General features: G+C 56.5%; 27 protein-coding genes. 14 read left to right on the top strand and 13 right to left on the bottom strand.

Annotated features, from left to right (window positions below):
• Window position 1: 1 nt before the first annotated feature.
• The 4 genes from cgtA to rplU form a co-directional block, all read right to left on the bottom strand.
• A complete protein-coding gene (gene cgtA / locus RTM13_RS10495; RefSeq protein WP_312211982.1) occupies window positions 2-1,171 on the bottom strand; it encodes an Obg family GTPase CgtA in 1,170 nt (389 codons plus the stop codon).
• A 15-nt stretch (window positions 1,172-1,186) separates the two neighbouring features.
• Window positions 1,187-2,152, bottom strand: coding sequence for a DMT family transporter (locus RTM13_RS10490; RefSeq protein WP_312211981.1), 966 nt, complete (start codon window positions 2,150-2,152; stop codon window positions 1,187-1,189).
• Between the two features lie 93 nt (window positions 2,153-2,245).
• The gene (rpmA, locus tag RTM13_RS10485; protein WP_017457338.1) at window positions 2,246-2,503 is read right to left on the bottom strand and encodes a 50S ribosomal protein L27; all 258 of its coding nucleotides are present in this window, start codon (window positions 2,501-2,503) and stop codon (window positions 2,246-2,248) included.
• A 20-nt stretch (window positions 2,504-2,523) separates the two neighbouring features.
• Window positions 2,524-2,835, bottom strand: a complete 312-nt coding sequence (rplU, locus tag RTM13_RS10480; protein ID WP_042390095.1) for a 50S ribosomal protein L21 — start codon at window positions 2,833-2,835, stop codon at window positions 2,524-2,526.
• Between the two features lie 260 nt (window positions 2,836-3,095).
• On the opposite strand from rplU, the gene ispB reads away from it, so the two are divergent.
• Complete coding sequence (ispB, locus tag RTM13_RS10475) at window positions 3,096-4,067, top strand: octaprenyl diphosphate synthase (protein WP_312211980.1); 972 nt, start codon at window positions 3,096-3,098, stop codon at window positions 4,065-4,067.
• A 211-nt stretch (window positions 4,068-4,278) separates the two neighbouring features.
• A complete protein-coding gene (gene sfsB, locus RTM13_RS10470) occupies window positions 4,279-4,563 on the top strand; it encodes a DNA-binding transcriptional regulator SfsB (protein ID WP_312211979.1) in 285 nt (94 codons plus the stop codon).
• A gap of 72 nt (window positions 4,564-4,635) precedes the next feature.
• Here sfsB and murA read toward each other — a convergent pair whose 3' ends face one another.
• The 7 genes from murA to mlaF all read right to left on the bottom strand — a co-directional run bounded on the left by murA (window position 4,636) and on the right by mlaF (window position 9,432).
• Window positions 4,636-5,895 (bottom strand): UDP-N-acetylglucosamine 1-carboxyvinyltransferase, encoded by a 1,260-nt coding sequence (gene murA, locus RTM13_RS10465; protein WP_312211978.1) that lies wholly within the window; start codon window positions 5,893-5,895, stop codon window positions 4,636-4,638.
• A gap of 53 nt (window positions 5,896-5,948) precedes the next feature.
• Window positions 5,949-6,203, bottom strand: coding sequence for a BolA family iron metabolism protein IbaG (ibaG, locus tag RTM13_RS10460; RefSeq protein WP_042390090.1), 255 nt, complete (start codon window positions 6,201-6,203; stop codon window positions 5,949-5,951).
• 125 nt (window positions 6,204-6,328) lie between these two features.
• Window positions 6,329-6,622, bottom strand: coding sequence for a lipid asymmetry maintenance protein MlaB (mlaB, locus tag RTM13_RS10455; protein WP_312211977.1), 294 nt, complete (start codon window positions 6,620-6,622; stop codon window positions 6,329-6,331).
• The gene (gene mlaC, locus RTM13_RS10450; protein WP_312211976.1) at window positions 6,622-7,257 is read right to left on the bottom strand and encodes a phospholipid-binding protein MlaC; all 636 of its coding nucleotides are present in this window, start codon (window positions 7,255-7,257) and stop codon (window positions 6,622-6,624) included. Before mlaC ends, mlaB begins: the two co-directional genes overlap by 1 nt.
• A 13-nt stretch (window positions 7,258-7,270) precedes the next feature.
• The gene (gene mlaD / locus RTM13_RS10445; protein ID WP_312211975.1) at window positions 7,271-7,825 is read right to left on the bottom strand and encodes an outer membrane lipid asymmetry maintenance protein MlaD; all 555 of its coding nucleotides are present in this window, start codon (window positions 7,823-7,825) and stop codon (window positions 7,271-7,273) included.
• 4 nt (window positions 7,826-7,829) lie between these two features.
• Entirely contained in the window at window positions 7,830-8,612 is a 783-nt protein-coding gene (mlaE, locus tag RTM13_RS10440) for a lipid asymmetry maintenance ABC transporter permease subunit MlaE (protein WP_312211974.1), read from the bottom strand.
• 7 nt (window positions 8,613-8,619) lie between these two features.
• Entirely contained in the window at window positions 8,620-9,432 is an 813-nt protein-coding gene (gene mlaF / locus RTM13_RS10435; RefSeq protein ID WP_312211973.1) for a phospholipid ABC transporter ATP-binding protein MlaF, read from the bottom strand.
• 223 nt (window positions 9,433-9,655) lie between these two features.
• Here mlaF and RTM13_RS10430 point away from each other — a divergent pair, with 223 nt between their 5' ends.
• From RTM13_RS10430 to yrbL, 12 genes are all read left to right on the top strand, one after another.
• The gene (locus tag RTM13_RS10430; protein WP_312211972.1) at window positions 9,656-10,621 is read left to right on the top strand and encodes a calcium/sodium antiporter; all 966 of its coding nucleotides are present in this window, start codon (window positions 9,656-9,658) and stop codon (window positions 10,619-10,621) included.
• A 13-nt stretch (window positions 10,622-10,634) separates the two neighbouring features.
• Entirely contained in the window at window positions 10,635-11,621 is a 987-nt protein-coding gene (kdsD, locus tag RTM13_RS10425) for an arabinose-5-phosphate isomerase KdsD (RefSeq protein ID WP_312211971.1), read from the top strand.
• 13 nt (window positions 11,622-11,634) lie between these two features.
• Window positions 11,635-12,201, top strand: coding sequence for a 3-deoxy-manno-octulosonate-8-phosphatase KdsC (gene kdsC / locus RTM13_RS10420; RefSeq protein WP_312211970.1), 567 nt, complete (start codon window positions 11,635-11,637; stop codon window positions 12,199-12,201).
• Window positions 12,198-12,773 (top strand): LPS export ABC transporter periplasmic protein LptC, encoded by a 576-nt coding sequence (lptC, locus tag RTM13_RS10415; protein ID WP_312211969.1) that lies wholly within the window; start codon window positions 12,198-12,200, stop codon window positions 12,771-12,773. Before kdsC ends, lptC begins: the two co-directional genes overlap by 4 nt.
• Window positions 12,742-13,290 (top strand): lipopolysaccharide ABC transporter substrate-binding protein LptA, encoded by a 549-nt coding sequence (lptA, locus tag RTM13_RS10410; RefSeq protein ID WP_312211968.1) that lies wholly within the window; start codon window positions 12,742-12,744, stop codon window positions 13,288-13,290. The genes lptC and lptA overlap by 32 nt, the downstream gene beginning before the upstream one ends.
• Window positions 13,291-13,296: 6 nt before the next feature.
• On the top strand, window positions 13,297-14,022 hold the full coding sequence (gene lptB / locus RTM13_RS10405; RefSeq protein WP_103821359.1) for an LPS export ABC transporter ATP-binding protein: 726 nt from the start codon (window positions 13,297-13,299) through the stop codon (window positions 14,020-14,022).
• Between the two features lie 47 nt (window positions 14,023-14,069).
• Complete coding sequence (gene rpoN / locus RTM13_RS10400; protein WP_312211967.1) at window positions 14,070-15,503, top strand: RNA polymerase factor sigma-54; 1,434 nt, start codon at window positions 14,070-14,072, stop codon at window positions 15,501-15,503.
• A 22-nt stretch (window positions 15,504-15,525) separates the two neighbouring features.
• A complete protein-coding gene (hpf, locus tag RTM13_RS10395; RefSeq protein WP_312211966.1) occupies window positions 15,526-15,813 on the top strand; it encodes a ribosome hibernation promoting factor in 288 nt (95 codons plus the stop codon).
• Window positions 15,814-15,895: 82 nt separating this feature from the next.
• Window positions 15,896-16,387 (top strand): PTS IIA-like nitrogen regulatory protein PtsN, encoded by a 492-nt coding sequence (ptsN, locus tag RTM13_RS10390; protein WP_144817462.1) that lies wholly within the window; start codon window positions 15,896-15,898, stop codon window positions 16,385-16,387.
• Window positions 16,388-16,432: 45 nt separating this feature from the next.
• Window positions 16,433-17,287 (top strand): RNase adapter RapZ, encoded by an 855-nt coding sequence (gene rapZ, locus RTM13_RS10385; protein ID WP_312211965.1) that lies wholly within the window; start codon window positions 16,433-16,435, stop codon window positions 17,285-17,287.
• A complete protein-coding gene (gene npr / locus RTM13_RS10380) occupies window positions 17,284-17,556 on the top strand; it encodes a PTS phosphocarrier protein NPr (RefSeq protein WP_103821363.1) in 273 nt (90 codons plus the stop codon). Before rapZ ends, npr begins: the two co-directional genes overlap by 4 nt.
• A 174-nt stretch (window positions 17,557-17,730) precedes the next feature.
• A complete protein-coding gene (gene yrbL / locus RTM13_RS10375; RefSeq protein WP_312211964.1) occupies window positions 17,731-18,327 on the top strand; it encodes a PhoP regulatory network protein YrbL in 597 nt (198 codons plus the stop codon).
• On the opposite strand, the gene mtgA is transcribed toward yrbL, so the two are convergent.
• Window positions 18,302-19,030 carry a monofunctional biosynthetic peptidoglycan transglycosylase gene (gene mtgA, locus RTM13_RS10370; protein ID WP_312211963.1) on the bottom strand — a complete coding sequence of 243 codons (729 nt, stop codon included), beginning with the start codon at window positions 19,028-19,030 and terminating at the stop codon, window positions 18,302-18,304. The two genes, yrbL and mtgA, sit on opposite strands and share 26 nt — an antisense overlap.
• The gene (gene elbB / locus RTM13_RS10365) at window positions 19,030-19,680 is read right to left on the bottom strand and encodes an isoprenoid biosynthesis glyoxalase ElbB (protein ID WP_312211962.1); all 651 of its coding nucleotides are present in this window, start codon (window positions 19,678-19,680) and stop codon (window positions 19,030-19,032) included. Before elbB ends, mtgA begins: the two co-directional genes overlap by 1 nt.
• Window positions 19,681-19,909 lie beyond the last annotated feature (229 nt).

The following is a 19,909-nucleotide window of genomic DNA, read 5'->3' as shown; positions in this document are numbered from 1 at the left end:
GTTAACGCTTGTAGATAAACTCGATACCTTCGTCGTCCTCTTCATCCCAGTCGTCGTCTTCATCGTCTTCTTCGACGTCAGCTTCTTCAAGCTGCTGACGGTGGTAGTCATCCCACATGAATTCGACTTTCTCAGGCTGCTTCGCTTCTTCAGCCTGAACCAGCGGGTTCTCGATGATGAAGGTCATGACGTCCCAGCAGAGCTCTTTTACGCCCTGCTGGCTGGCCGCAGAGATGAGATAGTGTTTATCTTCCCAGCCCAGCGCCGTAGCAATCGCCTGCGCCTTCTCTTCGGCCTCAGCCTTATCCATCAGGTCGATCTTGTTGAAGACCAGCCAGCGCGGCTTGGCAGCCAGCTTCTCGCTGTACTTCTCCAGCTCACCAATGATGATGCGCGCGTTCTCAACCGGATCGGAACCGTCGATAGGATCGATGTCGATCAGGTGCAGCAGGACGCGACAGCGCTCAAGGTGCTTCAGGAAGCGAATACCCAGCCCTGCGCCCTCTGCCGCGCCCTCAATCAGGCCCGGAATGTCGGCAACGACAAAGCTCTTCTCGGTGTCCATACGCACTACGCCGAGACTCGGTACCAGGGTGGTGAACGGATAGTCCGCCACTTTCGGTTTCGCTGCGGATACGGCACGGATAAACGTCGATTTACCGGCGTTAGGCATGCCCAGCATCCCGACGTCGGCCAGCAGCATCAGCTCCAGCTGCAGATCGCGCTTGTCGCCCGGCGTACCCATCGTTTTCTGACGCGGAGTACGGTTGACGGAGGATTTAAAGCGCGTGTTGCCCAGACCGTGCCAGCCGCCTTTCGCCACCATCAGGCGCTGACCGTGTTTAGTCATATCGCCCATGGTCTCGCCAGTACCCTGGTCAATGATGCGCGTCCCTACCGGCACCTTAACGGTGACATCTTTACCACGCTTGCCGGTACAGTCACGGCTCTGGCCGTTCTGCCCACGCTCGGCGCGGAAAGATTTCTCGAAGCGGTAGTCGATCAGGGTGTTGAGGTTCTCGTCCGCTTCCAGCCAGACATCACCGCCGTCACCACCGTCGCCGCCGTCAGGGCCGCCACGCGGAATATATTTTTCACGACGAAAGCTTACGCAGCCGTTACCGCCGTCACCTGCCACGACCAGAATCGTAGCTTCATCAACAAACTTCATTTTACTCTCCGTTACTCATTCGCCTGAGCGGGGTAAAGTGACAATCACTTCACGCTTGCGCCAGCGTCCCCAGAGGCGGTGGCCTATGGCGGAATACATAGCGCCCGCAACCACGACAAACGCACCGAGATAACCTAAAAGGTTTAACATCGGTCTGGCGAAAACATCGGGCCAGGCCTGTGATAATAAATCTGAAAACAACAGCGTAAACAGCGGAGTGAGCGTGATTAATGCGCTCACCTGCGCCGCCTGCCAGCGCGCCATCGCCTCAGCGAGCGCGCCGTATCCTACCAGCGTATTGAGGCCGCAGAAGATCAGGCAGGCCAGCTGCCAGTGGCTTAGCTGGGCTATTGTGCCTGGCTCTGCCAGCGGCAGTAACGCTATTGTGCATAAAGTGTACAGCAAAAAGAGGATCTGCTGCGAGGCCAACCGGCGTAATAACACCTTTTGCGCGACCCCGTAGCTCACCCAGACTGCGGCGGCGCTGACGCCGAAGATCACACCCCAGGTGTAATCGGTTAGTCTGGTAAAAATCTCAATCAGGCTGGTGTTGAAAAACATCACCAGCCCGCAAAGCAGCATTGTTGCCCCAATTATCTGAGTTCCCCGCATCTTCTCCTTGAGGATAAAGACGCTGGCGACCATCATGCCCACCGGTGAAAGCTGTCCAATCACCTGTGAGGCTGTTGGGGTCAAATATTGCAGAGAGGAGCTAAAGAGAATGAAATTCCCGAACAGGCCTCCGGTGGCAATAGCAAGCAAGACCAGCCAGCGGCGTTGACGGAAAATACGCATCGGTGGCAGCTTGCCTTTGATGGCCAGAATAGCGCCGAGACCTATCGCCGCCATTAAAAAGCGATAGAACACGATTGTGGGCGGTTCCATCACCTCCAGCACCTGCTTCATGGCAATGGGTAATGCACCCCAGCACATGGCTGTCGTTAGCGCCAAAAGGATCCCAATGCCTGCCTGCTGCTTCATGCCCTATTCCCTGCAAATAATTTACCGGGACAGAATGTAAAAAGCCCCGCAACGTGTTGCGGGGCTTTCATCCGTTACCGGGACGCGAAAAACTTATTCAGCAACGATGCTGATGAACTTACGGTTTTTCGGGCCTTTAACTTCGAACTTAACTTTACCGTCAGTCAAAGCGAACAGAGTGTGGTCACGGCCGCAACCTACGTTAGAGCCAGCGTGGAATTTGGTACCACGTTGACGAACGATGATGCTACCTGCCAGTACTGCTTCTCCGCCAAAGCGTTTTACGCCCAGACGTTTAGCTTCTGAATCGCGACCGTTACGAGTTGAGCCGCCAGCCTTTTTGTGTGCCATTTAAATCTGCTCCCCTAGTCTTAAGCGCTGATGCCAGTGATTTTAACATCAGTGAACCACTGACGATGGCCCTGCTGCTTACGGTAGTGTTTACGACGACGAAACTTAACAATTTTAACTTTCTCGCCACGACCGTGAGCAACAACTTCAGCTTTGATAACGCCGCCATCAACGAAAGGAACGCCGATTTTGACTTCTTCACCGTTTGCGACCATCAGAACTTCAGCGAACTCAATAGTTTCGCCAGTTGCGATGTCCAGCTTTTCCAGGCGAATGGTCTGACCTTCGCTTACTCGGTGTTGTTTACCACCACTTTGGAAAACCGCGTACATAAAAAACTCCGCTTCCGCGCACATCTTTTGAGTGATTCAGAGTGCGCTATAAATATTCACAATAGGGCGCGAATATTACGCAAAACGCGAGCCTTTGACAAGTGCGATCGTCAATAGACGAAGAAAAAAAACACAACGTGCATGGTGACGTTTATCTGGCGCGTTTTTTCAGTACAATCAACAATACTATAGCTAACCCGTAACCCTTTATTATCCCATTTTGACAGGTGATAAACAGGACTTTAAGCCCGGCTTTTGCGATGAATTTAGAAAAAATCAATCAGTTAACCGCGCAAGATATGGCGGGTGTCAATGCGACAATCCTGCAACAGCTCAACTCGGACGTACAGCTGATCAACCAGCTGGGGTATTACATTGTCAGCGGCGGCGGCAAACGTATCCGTCCGATGATCGCCGTGCTGGCCGCACGCGCCGTCGGCTATGAGGGAAATGCCCACGTTACAATCGCGGCGCTAATCGAATTTATCCACACCGCGACGCTGCTCCATGACGACGTGGTGGATGAATCCGATATGCGTCGGGGCAAAGCCACCGCGAATGCGGCGTTTGGCAACGCTGCCAGCGTGCTGGTGGGCGATTTTATCTATACCCGCTCCTTCCAGATGATGACCAGCCTCGGCTCGCTCAAGGTGCTGGAGGTCATGTCGGAGGCTGTAAACGTGATCGCTGAAGGTGAAGTGCTGCAGCTGATGAACGTGAACGACCCGAATATCACCGAAGAGAACTACATGCGGGTCATCTACAGCAAAACCGCGCGTCTGTTCGAGGCGGCCTCCCAGTGCTCAGGCATTCTGGCGGGTTGCAGCGAGGCACAGGAGAAGGGTCTGCAGGATTACGGACGTTATCTGGGGACCGCCTTCCAGCTGATCGACGATCTGCTGGACTACAGCGCCGATGGCGAAACGCTGGGTAAAAACGTGGGAGACGATCTCAACGAAGGCAAACCTACCCTGCCGCTGCTGCATGCCATGCGTCACGGTACGCCAGAGCAGGCACAGATGATCCGTGAAGCTATCGAGCAGGGTAACGGTCGCCATCTGCTAGCACCCGTGCTACAGGCGATGGCCGACTGCGGCTCGCTGGAGTGGACGCGGCAGCGGGCAGAAGAGGAGGCGGACAAAGCCATCGCTGCGCTTCAGGTGCTGCCGGACTCCCTATGGCGAGAAGCGTTGATTGGCCTGGCGCACATCGCCGTTCAGCGCGATCGCTAATCCCTACCCCCCGCGCTACGGCGCGGGAATGCTCCAAAAAGCTCCAATAAAAAGTTTCTTTTAAATTAAGTAATACCATGGGATTACTCCTGGCAAATTCCTAAATTCGCCTCCCTTTATGAGAACATATTAGAGCTTACACTCCCTAAGGGATATGATAGATCCGCGCACCGTTTTAGCGCAGGGCTTATCGCAATCACAGGGAGGAAAAATGGAACAGAAACTGACTGACTGGCACCCGGCCGATATCATCGCCGCGCTACGGAAAAAAGGGACCTCGATGGCGGCAGAGTCGCGCAGGAGTGGCCTCTGCTCTTCAACGCTAGCGAACGTGCTAACGCGTCCGTGGCCAAAGGGAGAGCAGATCATTGCCAGAGCGATTGGCACAGATCCGTGGGTGATCTGGCCGTCGCGCTATCACGACCCTATCACTCATGAGTTTATCGATCGCGCTAAGCTGATCCGCAAGGAGAGAGCGAAACAGCCTAAAGCGTAACGATCGTTAACCCGGCAAGCCAACCCCCTTCTCCTGACGGCAAGGGGGCTGCCTTCCATTAAGCCTTAAGCTTTACTCGCCTTTCACGCGCTCGATATTCGCGCCCAGCGCCCTCAGCTTGTTCTCAATGGTTTCATACCCACGATCGATATGGTAGATACGCTCAACGATAGTGGTTCCTTCCGCGATACAGCCCGCCAGCACCAGGCTTGCAGAGGCACGCAGATCGGTTGCCATCACCTGGGCACCGGAGAGTTTTTCCACGCCGTGGCAGATCGCAGTATTGCTCTCGATCTCCGCATGCGCGCCCATACGGATCAGCTCCGGAATATGCATGAAGCGGTTTTCAAAGATGGTTTCCGTCACGACGCCGGTGCCTTCTGCCACCAGGTTCAGCAGGGTAAACTGCGCCTGCATGTCCGTCGGGAACGCCGGGTGCGGCGCGGTGCGCACGTTAACCGCTTTCGGGCGCTTGCCGTGCATATCCAGGCTAATCCAATCTTCGCCCAGCTCAATATCCGCGCCCGCTTCGCGCAGCTTGGCCAGCACCGCATCCAGGGTGTCCGGCTGGGCCTTGCGGCAAACAATTTTACCGCCGGAGATGGCTGCCGCCACCAGGAAGGTCCCGGTTTCGATACGGTCAGGCAGCACGCTATAGACACCGCCGCCCAGGCGCTCAACGCCCTGAATGGTAATGCTGTCGGTACCCATGCCGGTGATCTTCGCCCCAAGGGTGTTAAGGAAGTTTGCCGTATCGACAATCTCCGGCTCACGGGCGGCGTTTTCGATAATGGTTGTGCCTTCGGCCAGCGTTGCCGCCGACATGATGGTGACGGTCGCGCCAACGCTGACCTTATCCATCACGATATGCGCCCCTTTCAGGCGACCGTTAACGGAAGCTTTAACGTAGCCCTCTTCCAGCTTGATCTCTGCACCCAGCTGCTCCAGGCCGCTAATATGCAGATCCACCGGACGTGCGCCGATAGCGCAGCCGCCCGGCAGGGAGACTTCACCCTTACCAAAACGCGCCACCAGCGGACCCAGCGCCCAGATCGAGGCGCGCATGGTCTTCACCAGCTCATAAGGTGCGCGATAGATATTTACCGCGCTGCCGTCCATCCAGACGGAACCATTACGCTCTACCTTCATGCCGAGCTGGCTCAGCAGCTTCATGGTGGTATCGATATCTTTCAGTTTCGGAACGTTACGAATTTCGACGGGCTCTTCTGCCAGCAGGGCGGCAAAAAGAATTGGCAACGCTGCGTTTTTCGCTCCTGAAATTGTCACTTCGCCCTGAAGCCGGGTCGGCCCCTGTACACGAAACTTATCCATTCATCTCTTCTCTGTTAAGAATTCATACGTACTGCCGGTCAGCGACCGCCAGCTCAAAAACCGTTGAGTTTACGATCGCGTGCCCACTCGGCAGGCGTGTAGGCTTTGATCGACAGGGCGTGGATGCGGTTGTCCGCAATATACTCCATCAGCGGCGCATAGACGGCCTGCTGCTTCTTCACGCGACTCATGTCGGCAAAAATTTCACCCACCGCAATAACCTGAAAGTGACTGCCATCGCCGCTAACGTGGGCTTCCTGAAGGGAGAGTGCGTTCATCAGCACGGTCTGGATTTCATGATTTTCCATGGGCTTTAATTCATCTGGTAGTGAAAACAGTCCAACATCTTAGAGGAAAGTGGCGCTGTCTTAAATAAGCAAAAAGCCTCGCTTGTCAATCAAGCGAGGCTATGAGTAGTAACGTACTGAAAATATTAGTGTGGCAGCGCATCGCCCGGCAGATTATAGAGCTGGGCCAGGGTGCGAACCTTATCGCTAACGCCCTCAAGCACTATCGAGCGCCCCTGTTTTCTGGCAAGTGCCACCAGGTGAACCAGCAGGGCAACCCCGGCGGTATCAACGCGGGCTACCCCGGTCAGGTCGATCACGTCAACGCCGTTCAGCGCCTCTGCCCTCGCCTCCCACAGGCCGTTCAGCACGTCCTGATCCAGCTCGCCTTCGAGAGCCAGCCGCTCGCCATTGCGCGTCCAGCGTAGCTGGTCAGCCATTATTTCTTCTCGTCCAGGGTAATTTTCTGCTGGGAGATCGACTTCAGCTGTGCAGTCAGACCGTCGATGCCTTTGGTACGCAGCAGGTCGCTCCACTCGTTCTGTTTGGTGGTGATCATGCTGATGCCTTCGGCAATCATGTCATAGGCCTGCCAGTTACCGGTCTGGCTGTTCTTACGCCACTGGAAGTCCAGGCGTACCGGTGGACGGCCGTTTGGATCGTTAATGGTGACGCGGATCGGCACGATAGAGGCGCTGCCCAACGGCTTCTCTGGCGCAATCTGGTAGGTCTGGCCGTTATACATCGCCAGCGCCTGGCCGTAGGCCTGTTTCAGGTATTCACGAAATGCAGCGAAATAAGCATCACGCTGTGCCGGGGTCGCGTCTTTGTAGTAACGGCCCAGCACCAGCGCGCCGGCATATTTTACCTGCACATAGGGCAGCAGCTCTTGATCAACAACGTCGCGCAGGTAGTCAGGGTTAGCGCGGATTTTCGGCTGCTCGGTTTTAAGGCGATCAAAGGTCTTTTGCGCCGCTTCCTGCATCAGCTTGTACGGGTTGCTCTGGTCGGCGGCGGTGGCTGCCGTCAGCGGAGCGATAGCCAGTACGGCAATCATTAACAGTCGTTTAAACATGCGTCACTTCTCCTCATGGATTCGTCGGTGTGGCGGACGGTGCAACTTCAGTATTGGCAGCGCCCGGCGCTGGCGCATCGCCTGAACTCTTATTGTCGCTACCTTTGCTGTTGTAAAGGAATTGTCCGATCAGGTCCTCAAGTACCATTGCGGACTTGGTATCCTGAATGGTGCTGCCGTCTTTAAGCATAGAACTTCCCAGCTCAGGATCGTCAAACCCGACGTTGAGCGCCAGGTACTGCTCGCCCAGCAGGCCGGAGGTACGAATAGCCAGCGAGCTGGTATCCGGGATCTGGTTATAGCGCTCTTCGATATCCAGCGACACGCGCGGCAGATAGGTCTTCGGATCGAGTTCGATATCGGCCACGCGCCCAACCACGACGCCGCCAATACGCACCGGCGAGTGGACCTTCACGCCGCCAATGTTGTCGAAGGTGGCGGTGATCCGGTAGGTCGGCTCAGTCCGCATAGAGGCGACGTCCGCCGCCTTCAGGCAGATAAAGAGCGCCGCCAGCAGGGCGATCAGAAGAAAAATACCCACCCAAATTTCTGTTTTTTTCGTTTGCATCTACTCAGTTCCCAAACATCAGAGCGGTGAGCACAAAATCGAGGCCGAGAATGGTCAACGATGAGTGCACAACGGTACGTGTGGTGGCCCGGCTAATCCCTGCCGAAGTGGGGATCGCGTCATAACCATTAAACAGCGCGATCCAGGTAACGGTAATAGCGAACACGACGCTTTTGATCAGGCAGTTCACCAGATCGAGGCGCAGATCGACGGCGTTTTGCATCGCCGTCCAGAAGAAACCGGCATCGATGCCTTTCCAGTTCACGCCCACCAGCGAGCCGCCCCAGATCCCGACCGCGACAAACATCGTCGTCAGCAGCGGCAGTGAGATCACCCCCGCCCAGAAGCGCGGCGAAATGACCCGGCGCAGTGGATCGACCGCCATCATCTCCATGCTGGAGATCTGTTCGGTGGCACGCATCAGGCCGATTTCAGCGGTCAGCGCCGATCCTGCCCGTCCGGCGAACAGCAGAGCAGCAACCACCGGCCCTAGCTCACGCAGCAGCGACAGCGCCACCAGCATGCCGAGGCTGGTTTCGGCGCTGTAGGTGGTGAGCACCAGATAACCCTGTAGCCCCAGCACCATGCCGATGAACACCCCGGAGACGAGGATGATGAGCATCGAGAGCACGCCCACATTATAGAGCTGGCGAACCAGCAGCGGGGCATGCTTGCGAAACTCGGGCTTGCCGATCAGCGCATTGAATAACATTAACCCGGCGCGCCCGAACGTCGCGATCGTTTTGATCCCGCGATGCCCAAGCGATGCCAGTGCATTTAACAGCATGAGTGGCTTAGCTCCCTGTTCCTAATAAATCGTGAAGATAGTCACCCGCCGGATAGCGGAACGGCACCGGGCCATCCGCAATGCCGTCAAGGAACTGGCGGACCCGGGGGTCAGCATTCTCTTGTAAGCCCTGGGCGCTGCCGTGGGCGACGATCTTTTTGTCGGCCACGATATAGGCGTAATCGGCAATACTCAATACCTCGGGCACGTCGTGGGAGACCACAATGCAGGTCACCCCCAGCGCGCTGTTCAGTTCAGAGATGAGCTTGACCAGCACCCCCATAGTGATGGGATCCTGGCCGACAAACGGCTCATCAAACATGATCAGATCCGGCTCAAGGGCAATCGCCCTCGCCAGCGCCGCCCGCCGGGCCATACCGCCGGATAGCTCAGACGGCATCAGCTTTGCCGCGCCGCGCAGGCCAACGGCCTCCAGCTTCATCATTACCGTGCTCTTCAGCAGCGCGGGCGGCAGATGCGTGTGCTCGCGCAGCGGATAGGCCACGTTATCAAACACGGTCATGTCGGTGAACAGCGCCCCGGACTGGAACAGCATGCTCATACGCTTGCGCACGGTGTAGAGGCGGGAGCGCGACATCGCCGGCACGTTTTCGCCATCGAAGAGGATCTCACCGGCATCCGGTGGGATCTGCCCACCGATCAGGCGCAGCAGTGTGGTTTTACCGATCCCTGACGGCCCCATGATCGCGGTGATCTTTCCGCGCGGTACCGTCAGCGTAATATTGTCGAAGATACACCGATTGCCACGGGAGAAGCTGACGCCACGGACATCGACTAAATTCGCCATCGTCTGGCTCATTTACTTTTCCTTCTGCCTTGTTAGGTGTAACCAGGGCGCGTCATTACGCCTGGTCACGATATTTTTACAGAATATTGTGTGCATAGGTTAGCTAAAGCTGGCATTTGTTTTACTTTTAAGCCGCTTAAAGTCAAAATCAGGACTCGCTGTGTCTACCGATCCTCTCTTCGCCTGGCGATCGCTGACTGCGGACCGGCGATTATACCTGAAGAAAGGACTTTAGATGCTTTTAGCGATGGCGCTGTTAATTATTGGTTTATTTTTGGTGGTCTACAGTGCCGATCGTCTGGTGTTTGCCGCATCTATTCTCTGCCGTAGCATGGGGATCCCGCCGCTGATCATCGGCATGACGGTAGTCACCATCGGCACCTCCCTGCCCGAAATCATTGTCTCGATGGCCGCCTCCCTGCACGGGCAGATGGATCTGGCTATCGGTACAGCGCTGGGATCTAACATCGTAAACATTCTGTTAATCCTCGGCTTAGCCGCTCTGTTTCATCCATTTACCGTGCATTCTGATATTCTGCGCCGCGAAATCCCGCTAATGTTGATCGTTAGCGCCCTCGCTGGCGTGGTGCTGTACGATGGCCAGCTTACGCGGGCGGACGGCCTCTTTTTACTGCTGTTAGCCGTGCTCTGGCTGGTATTCATTGTTAAGATTGGCCGCCAGGGCAACGATAGCCTGACCCGGGAGCAGCTGGCGGAGCTGCCCCGCGAGGGCAGTCTGTCAGTGGCGTTTCTCTGGCTGGGGGTCGCGCTGATCGTGATGCCGATGGCGACCCGGATGGTGATTGATAACGCCACGGTGCTGGCTAACGTATTGGGGATGAGCGAGCTGACCATCGGCCTGACGGTGATTGCCATAGGTACCAGCCTGCCGGAGCTGGCTACCGCTATTGCCGGGGCACGCAAAGGTGAAGATGACATCGCTATCGGCAATATTATTGGCTCCAGCATTATTAATATCGCCATTGTTCTGGGCCTGCCCGCGCTGATTGTACCCGGCTCCTTTAACCCGCTGGCCTTCACGCGTGACTACGGCGTGATGCTGGCGGTCAGCGTTATCTTTGCCCTGCTATGCTGGCGTCGTCAGCGCCAGACGGGCAGAGGCGCAGGCATGCTGTTACTTGGCGGTTTTATCATATGGATGGCGATGCTCTACTGGCTATCGCCGTATATCACTGGATAATCGGAAACCTATTATGTCGCACATAGATTTGCCGCCGGGCTTTGACTTTCAACAGGCAGGCAGAGATGTACTGACCATTGAACGTGAAGGCCTGGCCGAGCTTGACCGCTATATCAACCAGGATTTTACCGAAGCCTGTGAAAAGATGTTCTACTGCGCCGGTAAAGTCGTGGTAATGGGTATGGGCAAATCTGGTCATATTGGGCGTAAGATGGCGGCCACCTTCGCCAGCACCGGCACGCCGGCATTTTTCGTTCACCCAGGCGAGGCCGCCCACGGCGATCTCGGCATGGTTGCACCACAGGATATCGTTATCGCCCTGTCAAACTCCGGCGAATCTAATGAGATCCTCGCGCTTATTCCGGTGCTGAAGCGGTTACAGGTGCCGTTGATCTGCATCACCAGCCGTCCGGAGAGCAGCATGGCGCGGGCGGCGGATATCCATCTGTGCGTGAAGGTGCCCCGTGAAGCCTGCCCTCTGGGGCTGGCGCCTACCTCCAGCACCACGGCGGCGCTGGTGATGGGTGACGCGCTGGCGGTGGCGCTCCTGAAGGCGCGCGGTTTTACCGCAGAGGACTTTGCCCTCTCCCACCCCGGCGGCGCGCTCGGACGCAAGCTACTGCTGCGGGTAAACGATATTATGCACACCGGGGATGAGATCCCTCACGTCAGCAAAGAGGCCTCCCTGCGCGATGCGCTGCTGGAGATCACCCGTAAAAACCTGGGTATGACGGTGGTATGCGACGATCTGATGAAAATTGAAGGCATCTTTACCGACGGCGACCTGCGCCGCGTGTTTGATATGGGTGCCGACGTCAGAAGCTTAGGTATTGCAGACGTCATGACCCCCGGCGGCATTCGCGTCCGCGCAGGCACGCTGGCGGTTGACGTCCTGAACCTGATGCAGTCCCGCCACATTACGGCGGTGATGGTTGCCGATGGCGACCAGCTGCTGGGTGTGGTACATATGCACGATCTGCTGCGCGCAGGCGTGGTGTAAAAAGGATACGAGAATGAGTAATGCTGGTGCGTCACTGGCGACCTGCTACGGGCCGGTCAGTACGCAAGTGATGGCTAAGGCGGAGAAGATCCGCCTGCTGATCCTGGACGTCGACGGCGTAATGTCTGACGGCCTGATTTTTATGGGTAATAATGGTGAAGAGCTGAAAGCGTTCAACGTGCGCGACGGCTATGGCATCCGCTGTGCGTTGACCTCGGGCATCGAGGTGGCGATTATTACCGGCCGCAAGGCTAAACTGCTGGAAGACCGCTGCGCTACGCTGGGTATCACGCACCTCTACCAGGGGCAGTCGGACAAGCTGATCGCCTACCGGGAGCTGCTCACCACCCTTGGCGTCAGCGCCGATGAGGTCGCCTACGTGGGTGATGACCTGATCGACTGGCCGGTGATGGCGGAAGTGGGGTTAAGCGTGGCCGTTGCCGATGCGCACCCGCTGCTGCTGCCGCGCGCGGACTACGTGACACGGATTCAGGGCGGACGCGGCGCGGTACGTGAAGTCTGCGATCTGTTGCTGCTGGCGCAGGGCAAACTGGAAGAGGCCAAAGGGCAATCGATATGAGTAAAACCAGACGTTGGGTTATCATTCTGCTATCGCTGGCGGTGCTGGTATTGATTGGCGTCAATTTGACCGACCGTGATGATGACGGCCAGGTCACGATCAACAATAGCGATCCAACCTACCGCAGCGAACATACCGATACCGTGGTCTATAGCCCGGAAGGGGCGCTGAACTATCGCCTGATTGCGCAGCACGTGGAGTACTTCTCCGATCAGGCGGTCTCCTGGTTTACGCAGCCGGTATTAACTACTTTTGACGAAAATAAAGTGCCGACCTGGTCGATTAGATCAGATAAAGCCAAACTGACTGATGACCGTATGCTGTATCTTTATGGAAACGTAGAGGTCAATGCCCTGACAGCAGAGTCCCAACTGCGGAAAATTACGACGGATAACGCGCAGATCAACCTGATTACTCAGGATGTTACCTCGAACGATCTGGTCACGTTATACGGTACAACATTTAATTCCAGCGGCCTGAAAATGCGCGGCAACTTACGCAGCAAAAACGCCGAGCTGATTGAAAAGGTTAGAACCTCCTATGAAATTCAAAATAAACAAACTCAGCCTTAATCTTGCGCTTGCCAGCGTGCTTCTGGCCGCCTCAGTCCCGGCGCTGGCCGTGACCGGCGATACCGATCAGCCGATCCATATTGAATCCGACCAACAGTCGCTGGATATGCAGGGCAACGTGGTGACCTTCACCGGCAACGTAGTAGTGACCCAGGGCACGATCAAGATCAACGCCGATAAGGTGGTCGTCACCCGTCCGGGCGGCGAACAGGGCAAAGAGATCATTGACGGCTACGGCAACCCGGCCACCTTCTACCAGATGCAGGATAACGGCAAGCCGGTGCAGGGTCACGCTGGCCAGCTCCATTACGAGCTGCAGAATGATTTCGTGGTGCTGACCGGCAACGCCTTCCTTAAGCAGCAGGATAGCAATATCAACGGCGACAAAATTACTTATCTGGTCAAAGAGCAAAAAATGCAGGCGTTTAGCGAAAAAGGCAAGCGCGTGACCACCGTCCTGGTACCATCTCAGCTGCAGGACAAAGGCAATAAACCGGCACCGAAGAAGAGTAACTAATTCGTTATGGCAACGTTAACTGCAAAAAATCTTGCTAAAGCCTATAAAGGCCGCCGCGTGGTCGAGGATGTCAGCCTGACCGTTAACTCTGGCGAAATTGTGGGCCTGCTTGGTCCTAACGGGGCGGGTAAAACCACCACCTTCTACATGGTTGTAGGCATTGTCTCTCGCGATGCGGGCAATATTATCATTGATGATGAAGATATCAGCCTGCTGCCGCTGCACGCCCGCGCACGTCGCGGTATCGGCTACCTGCCGCAGGAGGCCTCTATTTTCCGCCGCCTGAGCGTGTATGATAACTTGATGGCCGTACTGCAGATCCGTGACGATCTCTCCTCTGAGCAGCGCGAAGACCGCGCCAATGAGCTAATGGAAGAGTTTCACATTGAGCACCTGCGCGACAGCCTCGGCCAGGCTCTCTCCGGTGGTGAACGCCGCCGCGTTGAGATCGCCCGCGCACTGGCCGCCAACCCTAAATTTATCCTGCTGGATGAACCATTTGCCGGCGTTGACCCCATCTCCGTTATCGACATTAAACGCATCATTGAGCACCTGCGCGACAGCGGACTGGGCGTGCTGATCACCGACCACAACGTGCGTGAAACGCTGGCCGTATGCGAGCGCGCCTATATCGTTAGCCAGGGTCATTTGATTGCCCACGGCACGCCGCAGCAAATCCTTGAAGACGAACAGGTTAAACGCGTATATCTTGGGGAAGACTTCAGACTCTGATAGGGTTAGTAACTGTAATGTTTTAGCGGGAGAGAAGTGCTCTGAACATGAAGCAAGGTTTGCAACTGCGGCTAAGCCAACAGCTCGCCATGACGCCCCAACTGCAGCAGGCTATTCGTCTGTTGCAGCTCTCTACGCTGGAACTTCAGCAAGAACTTCAGCAGGCGCTGGATAGCAACCCGCTGTTGGAGCAGACCGATCTTCACGATGAGATAGACGCCCAGCAGTCTCAGGATACCGAAACGTTAGACTCCGCCGACGCCCTGGAGCAGAAAGATATGCCCGAGGAGCTGCCGCTGGACGCCAGCTGGGATGAGATTTACACCGCCGGTACGCCGTCGGGCAACGGCGTGGACTATCAGGACGACGAGCTTCCCGTCTACCAGGGCGAAACCACCCAGTCGCTGCAGGACTACCTGATGTGGCAGGTGGAGCTGACGCCCTTCTCCGATACCGATCGCGCTATTGCCACCTCCATTGTCGACGCCGTGGATGAGACCGGCTATCTGACCGTCTCCCTTGAGGATATCCTCGACAGCATGGGTGACAGCAACGTTGGGCTGGACGAGGTCGAGGCGGTGCTGAAACGCGTCCAGCGTTTTGATCCGGTGGGCGTGGCGGCACGGGATCTGCGTGACTGCCTGCTGATCCAGCTCTCCCAGTTCGCCAGCGATACGCCGTGGCGGGCCGAAGCGAAACTGATCATCAGCGAGCACCTCGATCTGCTGGCCAACCACGATTTCCGCACCCTGATGCGCGTTACCCGCCTGAAGGAAGAGGTGCTGAAAGAGGCGGTGAATCTGATCCAGTCTCTGGATCCGCGTCCAGGCCAGTCGATCCAGACCGGCGAGCCGGAGTATGTGATCCCTGACGTGCTGGTGCGTAAGCATAACGGCCGCTGGACGGTGGAGCTGAACGCTGACAGCATTCCGCGCCTGCAGATCAACCAGCACTACGCTGGCATGTGCAGCGGCACGCGCAACGACGCCGACAGCCAGTATATTCGCAGCAATCTTCAGGAGGCCAAGTGGCTGATTAAGAGCCTGGAGAGCCGCAACGATACCCTGCTACGCGTCAGCCGCTGCATCGTTGAACAGCAGCAGGCCTTTTTCGACAAGGGCGAAGAGTTTATGAAACCGATGGTGCTGGCGGATATCGCCCAGGCCGTCGAGATGCACGAATCCACTATTTCACGTGTGACAACCCAGAAGTACCTGCACAGCCCGAGAGGCATTTTTGAGCTTAAATACTTTTTCTCCAGCCATGTGAACACCGAAGGCGGCGGCGAAGCCTCGTCGACGGCGATCCGGGCGCTGGTGAAGAAGCTGATAGCCGCAGAAAACCCTGCGAAACCACTGAGCGACAGTAAACTGACCACCCTGCTGTCCGACCAGGGTATCATGGTGGCTCGCCGCACCGTTGCGAAGTATCGAGAGTCTTTATCCATCCCGCCGTCTAACCAGCGCAAGCAGCTGGTGTGACCCAACCGATAAGGAAGACACTATGCAGCTCAACATTACAGGGCACAATGTCGAAATTACTGAAGCACTGCGCGATTTTGTCAGTACAAAATTTGCTAAGCTGGAGCAGTACTTCGAGCGGATCAATCAGGTCTACATTGTGTTAAAAGTGGAGAAAGTGACGCACGTCGCGGATGCCACACTGCACGTAAACGGTGGCGAACTCCATGCCAGTGCGGAAGGGCAAGACATGTATGCGGCCATTGACGGTTTAATTGATAAACTGGCGCGGCAGTTAACCAAACATAAAGATAAACTGAAACAATACTAATTGTCCGGGCGTTCGACGGCAGTTAGCAGCCTGCTGTGGCGACGCAGCAGGTTGTCTGCGCGAAAAACGCTTAGGTGAATTTATGATGAACAACGATTCCGCTCTTCAACTGAGCAATGTCCTTAACCAGGAATGTACCCGTAGCGGCGTGCACTGCCAGAGTAAAAAGCGTGCGCTGGAAATTATCAGTGAGCTGGCTGCAAAGCAGCTCAGCCTGCCGCCGCAGGTGGTCTTTGAAGCCATCCTGACCCGTGAGAAAATGGGCAGTACCGGTATTGGCAACGGTATCGCGATCCCCCACGGCAAGGTCGAGGAAGACACCCTGCGCGCCGTCGGCGTTTTTGTGCAGCTGGAGACGCCTATCGCCTTTGATGCTATCGACAATCAGCCGGTCGATCTGCTCTTCGCTCTGCTGGTTCCTGCCGATCAGACAAAGACGCATCTGCACACGCTCTCCCTCGTTGCTCGCCGCCTGGCAGATAAAACTATTTGTCGACGCCTGCGCGCCGCACAGAGCGATGAAGAGCTGTATCAAATCATCACGGATAGCGAAGGCAGCCACGATGATGCGTAACCGGGAAAACGCTTTTCTATTTGCTCTCCTGAGGAGAAACGGTACATGGTACTGATGATCGTCAGCGGTCGCTCGGGCTCGGGGAAATCAGTTGCCCTGCGAGCGCTGGAAGACATGGGCTTCTACTGCGTGGATAACCTGCCGGTTGTGCTGCTGCCCGAACTGGCAAAATCGTTGGTCGACCGCCACATCTCTGCGGCCGTCAGCATTGACGTGCGCAACATGCCGGAGTCGCCGGAAATTTTTGAACAGGCGATGAACAACCTGCCGACGGCCTTTTCGCCGCAGCTGCTGTTCCTTGATGCCGATCGCAATACGCTGATCCGTCGCTACAGCGACACCCGACGCCTGCATCCTCTCTCCAGCAAGAACCTGTCGCTGGAGAGCGCCATTGACGAAGAGAGCGACCTGCTGGAGCCGCTGCGCTCGCGGGCGGATCTGATCGTTGATACCTCAGAGATGTCGGTGCACGAGCTGGCGGAGATGCTGCGAACCCGCCTGTTGGGCAAGCGCGAGCGCGAGCTGACTATGGTCTTTGAGTCGTTCGGCTTCAAGCATGGTATTCCCATTGATGCCGATTACGTCTTTGACGTTCGCTTCCTGCCGAACCCGCACTGGGATCCGAAGCTGCGTCCGATGACCGGCCTTGATAAACCGGTAGCGGCGTTCCTGGATCGGCATACTGAAGTGCACAACTTTATCTACCAGACCCGCAGCTATCTGGAACTGTGGCTGCCGATGCTGGAGACCAACAACCGCAGCTACCTGACCGTTGCCATTGGTTGTACCGGGGGTAAGCACCGTTCGGTCTACATTGCCGAGCAGCTGGCAGACTACTTCCGCTCGCGGGGTAAAAACGTGCAGTCCCGTCACCGCACCCTGGAAAAACGCAAAACATGACCGTCAAGCAGACCGTTGAGATCACCAACACGCTGGGCATGCACGCTCGCCCGGCGATGAAGCTGTTCGAGCTGGTTCAGGGGTTTGATGCGGAAGTGCTGCTGCGTAATGATGAAGGCACCGAGGCGGAAGCCAGCAGCGTGATTGCGCTGCTAATGCTCGACTCCGCCAAAGGCCGCCAGATAGAGATCGAAGCCAGCGGCCCGCAGGAGCAGGAGGCACTTGCCGCCGTCATCGCCCTGTTCAACGCTGGTTTTGATGAAGATTAATTGCATGTCGTCCCGGTAAGCGCCGCGCCTCCGGGAAATTGCACAATTTGTGCGCTTAACCCCTACCGACGTTCCCTTAAGATAACCTTAAGCTAGCCGTTTATTTTTCATTTAAGTTGCCTGGCCATACTTGAATTGTTTCCAGAACAATTCTCAGAACAAGCAGGACAACTTATGATTCGCTTATCCCATCTCACGCCGTTGGGCACCGGTCGGCACCGTCAATGCTATGCGCATCCGGACAATGCCCAGCGCTGTATTAAGATTATCTACAACTACGAGAGCGGTGGCGATAAAGAGATCAAGCGCGAGCTGAGCTACTACGCCCATCTGTCACGCCGTTTAACAGACTGGAGCGGACTACCACGCTACTACGGCACGGTGGAGACCGATCTTGGGACCGGGTACGTCTATGACATCATTACCGACTTTGACGGCTCTCCATCAAAAACGCTGACGGAGTATGCCGCCCAGTGCCGTGAAGCAGGCAATAGCAAGGCGCTCTACCCGCTGCTCAGGACGCTGAAAAGCTACCTGCACAAAAACCGCATCGTCACCATGAACCTGAAGCCGCAGAATGTGCTGTGCCGCCGCATCAGCCCGAATGAAGTGGTGCCGGTTGTGTGCGACAACATTGGCGAAGGCACGCTGATCCCGCTGGCGACCTGGTCAGGCTGGGCCTGTGCCCGTAAGCAGGCCCGCCTGTGGCAGCGCTTTATCGCTCAGCCCGCGCTCGCCAATGGGCTTAGTGCAGCGAATGCCGGGTCATAAATCCCTCACCGCCCAGCTGGCGCATCTGGCGCATAATCCATGCCTGACGATTGCGCACATAGCCGGAGGGTGCGCCGGCCTTAAAGCGGATAGGATTGGGCAGCACGGCCGCCAGTAGCGCGGCCTCTGACATCGTCAGGCGGCTGGCGGGCTTATTAAAATAGCGCTGTGCCGCCGCCTCGACGCCAAATACCCCCTCGCCAAACTCGGCAATATTAAGGTAGACCGTCAGGATCCGCCGCTTGCTCCACACCGTCTCCATTCCCAGCGTCAGCCCGGCCTCCAGCCCTTTACGCAGCCAGCTGCGTCCGTCCCAGAGGAAAAGATTTTTCGCCGTCTGCTGGGAGAGCGTAGATGCACCGCGGATCCGGCTGGCATTACGCTCGTTATGGGAGACCGCTTTCTGAATGGCGTCGACGTCAAAGCCCCAGTGCGCCGGGAAGGTCTGATCCTCAGCGGCAATCACCGCCAGTCCCATCCACGGCGAGATGTCATCCATACCCACCCAGTCCGAGTGGGCCACATAGCCGAAATTGCCGCCCAGCCAGGCCGATATCTGGCGCTCCGCCATCACCGCCGAGAAGGGAACCGGCATAAAGCTGAACAGCAGAATGCCGCCGCCCCAGAGCAGCGCCAGCCCCAGCAGAGTACGCAGCAGCAGGCGCTTTATTTTTTTCTTCAATGAGTTACTGCGTAACGCCATTACGCCAGCACCAGCACGCGCGTGACCAGTTTCTCAATGCCGCTGGCGGCTTCGGCGATATTTTGCGCCAACATATAGGCGGGGGTCGTCACCACCCTGTTCTCTTCATCCACCACGATGTCGTCTACCGGGCAGGTCACATGCTCCGCCCCCATCTCGTCCAGCACCTCAGCGGTGTCGACGTCTGTACCGATGGTCAGGCGCAGTGGGAAATCAAAGATTTTCGGCAGCATGGCCGGGGCAATACAGATGAACCCCAGCGGTTTCCCGGCGGCGTGCATCGCCAGCGTCAGCTGCTTCAGTCCGTTATCAACGCTGCACTCCGCGCCCTGACTGGCGAAATTGCTGAGGTTTTTGGCCGCGCCAAAGCCACCGGGAACGATGAGCGCATCCAGCGCGTCGGCAGAGGCCTGGCTGAGCGGCTGGATCGCACCACGAGCAATACGTGCCGCTTCAATGAGCACGTTACGGCTCTCCGCCATCGCATCGCCGGTCAAATGGTTGATCACGTCGGCCTGGGGCTTATCCGGGGCAAAACAGACCGCCTCCGCGCCGCCACGGGCGATGGCTAACAGCGTAATGACGGCCTCATGAATTTCAGTTCCATCGTTAACGCCGCAGCCGCTCAGTACCACTCCCACTTTTTTCATTTTGATGATCCTTTCCTGCAAGGTGCTGACGATTATTAAAAATTTTGATAAGGGCGCTATGCCTCACACATTTCGTCGATTCATATAACAAATAAGTTAAGATTTGCTATCTTATGTGCGGGCTTGACCAACTTTCCGCATGTGCCCATTGACTAACCAACACAAAAATATCGGCACAGCCACAGTTTCCCTGGTGTTGGCGCAGTATTCGCGCACCCCGGTCTATCCG

Source organism: Pseudescherichia sp., assembly GCF_031979925.1.
GTDB lineage: Bacteria > Pseudomonadota > Gammaproteobacteria > Enterobacterales > Enterobacteriaceae > Pseudescherichia.
The sequence above is the reverse complement of the archived record's forward strand: the minus strand, read 5'-3'. Positions and strand labels throughout refer to the sequence as shown.

Coding starts and splice junctions, on each gene's coding strand:
- lptC (WP_312211969.1), top strand. CDS start 12,198: ATGAGTAAAACCAGACGTTGGGTTATCATTCTGCTATCGCTGGCGGTG.
- mlaD (WP_312211975.1), bottom strand. CDS start 7,825: ATGCAAACGAAAAAAACAGAAATTTGGGTGGGTATTTTTCTTCTGATC.
- rplU (WP_042390095.1), bottom strand. CDS start 2,835: ATGTACGCGGTTTTCCAAAGTGGTGGTAAACAACACCGAGTAAGCGAA.
- lptA (WP_312211968.1), top strand. CDS start 12,742: ATGAAATTCAAAATAAACAAACTCAGCCTTAATCTTGCGCTTGCCAGC.
- rapZ (WP_312211965.1), top strand. CDS start 16,433: ATGGTACTGATGATCGTCAGCGGTCGCTCGGGCTCGGGGAAATCAGTT.
- rpmA (WP_017457338.1), bottom strand. CDS start 2,503: ATGGCACACAAAAAGGCTGGCGGCTCAACTCGTAACGGTCGCGATTCA.
- mlaC (WP_312211976.1), bottom strand. CDS start 7,257: ATGTTTAAACGACTGTTAATGATTGCCGTACTGGCTATCGCTCCGCTG.
- ispB (WP_312211980.1), top strand. CDS start 3,096: ATGAATTTAGAAAAAATCAATCAGTTAACCGCGCAAGATATGGCGGGT.
- hpf (WP_312211966.1), top strand. CDS start 15,526: ATGCAGCTCAACATTACAGGGCACAATGTCGAAATTACTGAAGCACTG.
- mlaB (WP_312211977.1), bottom strand. CDS start 6,622: ATGGCTGACCAGCTACGCTGGACGCGCAATGGCGAGCGGCTGGCTCTC.
- mlaF (WP_312211973.1), bottom strand. CDS start 9,432: ATGAGCCAGACGATGGCGAATTTAGTCGATGTCCGTGGCGTCAGCTTC.
- cgtA (WP_312211982.1), bottom strand. CDS start 1,171: ATGAAGTTTGTTGATGAAGCTACGATTCTGGTCGTGGCAGGTGACGGC.
- kdsD (WP_312211971.1), top strand. CDS start 10,635: ATGTCGCACATAGATTTGCCGCCGGGCTTTGACTTTCAACAGGCAGGC.
- kdsC (WP_312211970.1), top strand. CDS start 11,635: ATGAGTAATGCTGGTGCGTCACTGGCGACCTGCTACGGGCCGGTCAGT.
- mtgA (WP_312211963.1), bottom strand. CDS start 19,030: ATGGCGTTACGCAGTAACTCATTGAAGAAAAAAATAAAGCGCCTGCTG.
- yrbL (WP_312211964.1), top strand. CDS start 17,731: ATGATTCGCTTATCCCATCTCACGCCGTTGGGCACCGGTCGGCACCGT.
- murA (WP_312211978.1), bottom strand. CDS start 5,895: ATGGATAAGTTTCGTGTACAGGGGCCGACCCGGCTTCAGGGCGAAGTG.
- RTM13_RS10490 (WP_312211981.1), bottom strand. CDS start 2,152: ATGAAGCAGCAGGCAGGCATTGGGATCCTTTTGGCGCTAACGACAGCC.
- mlaE (WP_312211974.1), bottom strand. CDS start 8,612: ATGCTGTTAAATGCACTGGCATCGCTTGGGCATCGCGGGATCAAAACG.
- ibaG (WP_042390090.1), bottom strand. CDS start 6,203: ATGGAAAATCATGAAATCCAGACCGTGCTGATGAACGCACTCTCCCTT.
- npr (WP_103821363.1), top strand. CDS start 17,284: ATGACCGTCAAGCAGACCGTTGAGATCACCAACACGCTGGGCATGCAC.
- elbB (WP_312211962.1), bottom strand. CDS start 19,680: ATGAAAAAAGTGGGAGTGGTACTGAGCGGCTGCGGCGTTAACGATGGA.
- ptsN (WP_144817462.1), top strand. CDS start 15,896: ATGATGAACAACGATTCCGCTCTTCAACTGAGCAATGTCCTTAACCAG.
- RTM13_RS10430 (WP_312211972.1), top strand. CDS start 9,656: ATGCTTTTAGCGATGGCGCTGTTAATTATTGGTTTATTTTTGGTGGTC.
- rpoN (WP_312211967.1), top strand. CDS start 14,070: ATGAAGCAAGGTTTGCAACTGCGGCTAAGCCAACAGCTCGCCATGACG.
- sfsB (WP_312211979.1), top strand. CDS start 4,279: ATGGAACAGAAACTGACTGACTGGCACCCGGCCGATATCATCGCCGCG.
- lptB (WP_103821359.1), top strand. CDS start 13,297: ATGGCAACGTTAACTGCAAAAAATCTTGCTAAAGCCTATAAAGGCCGC.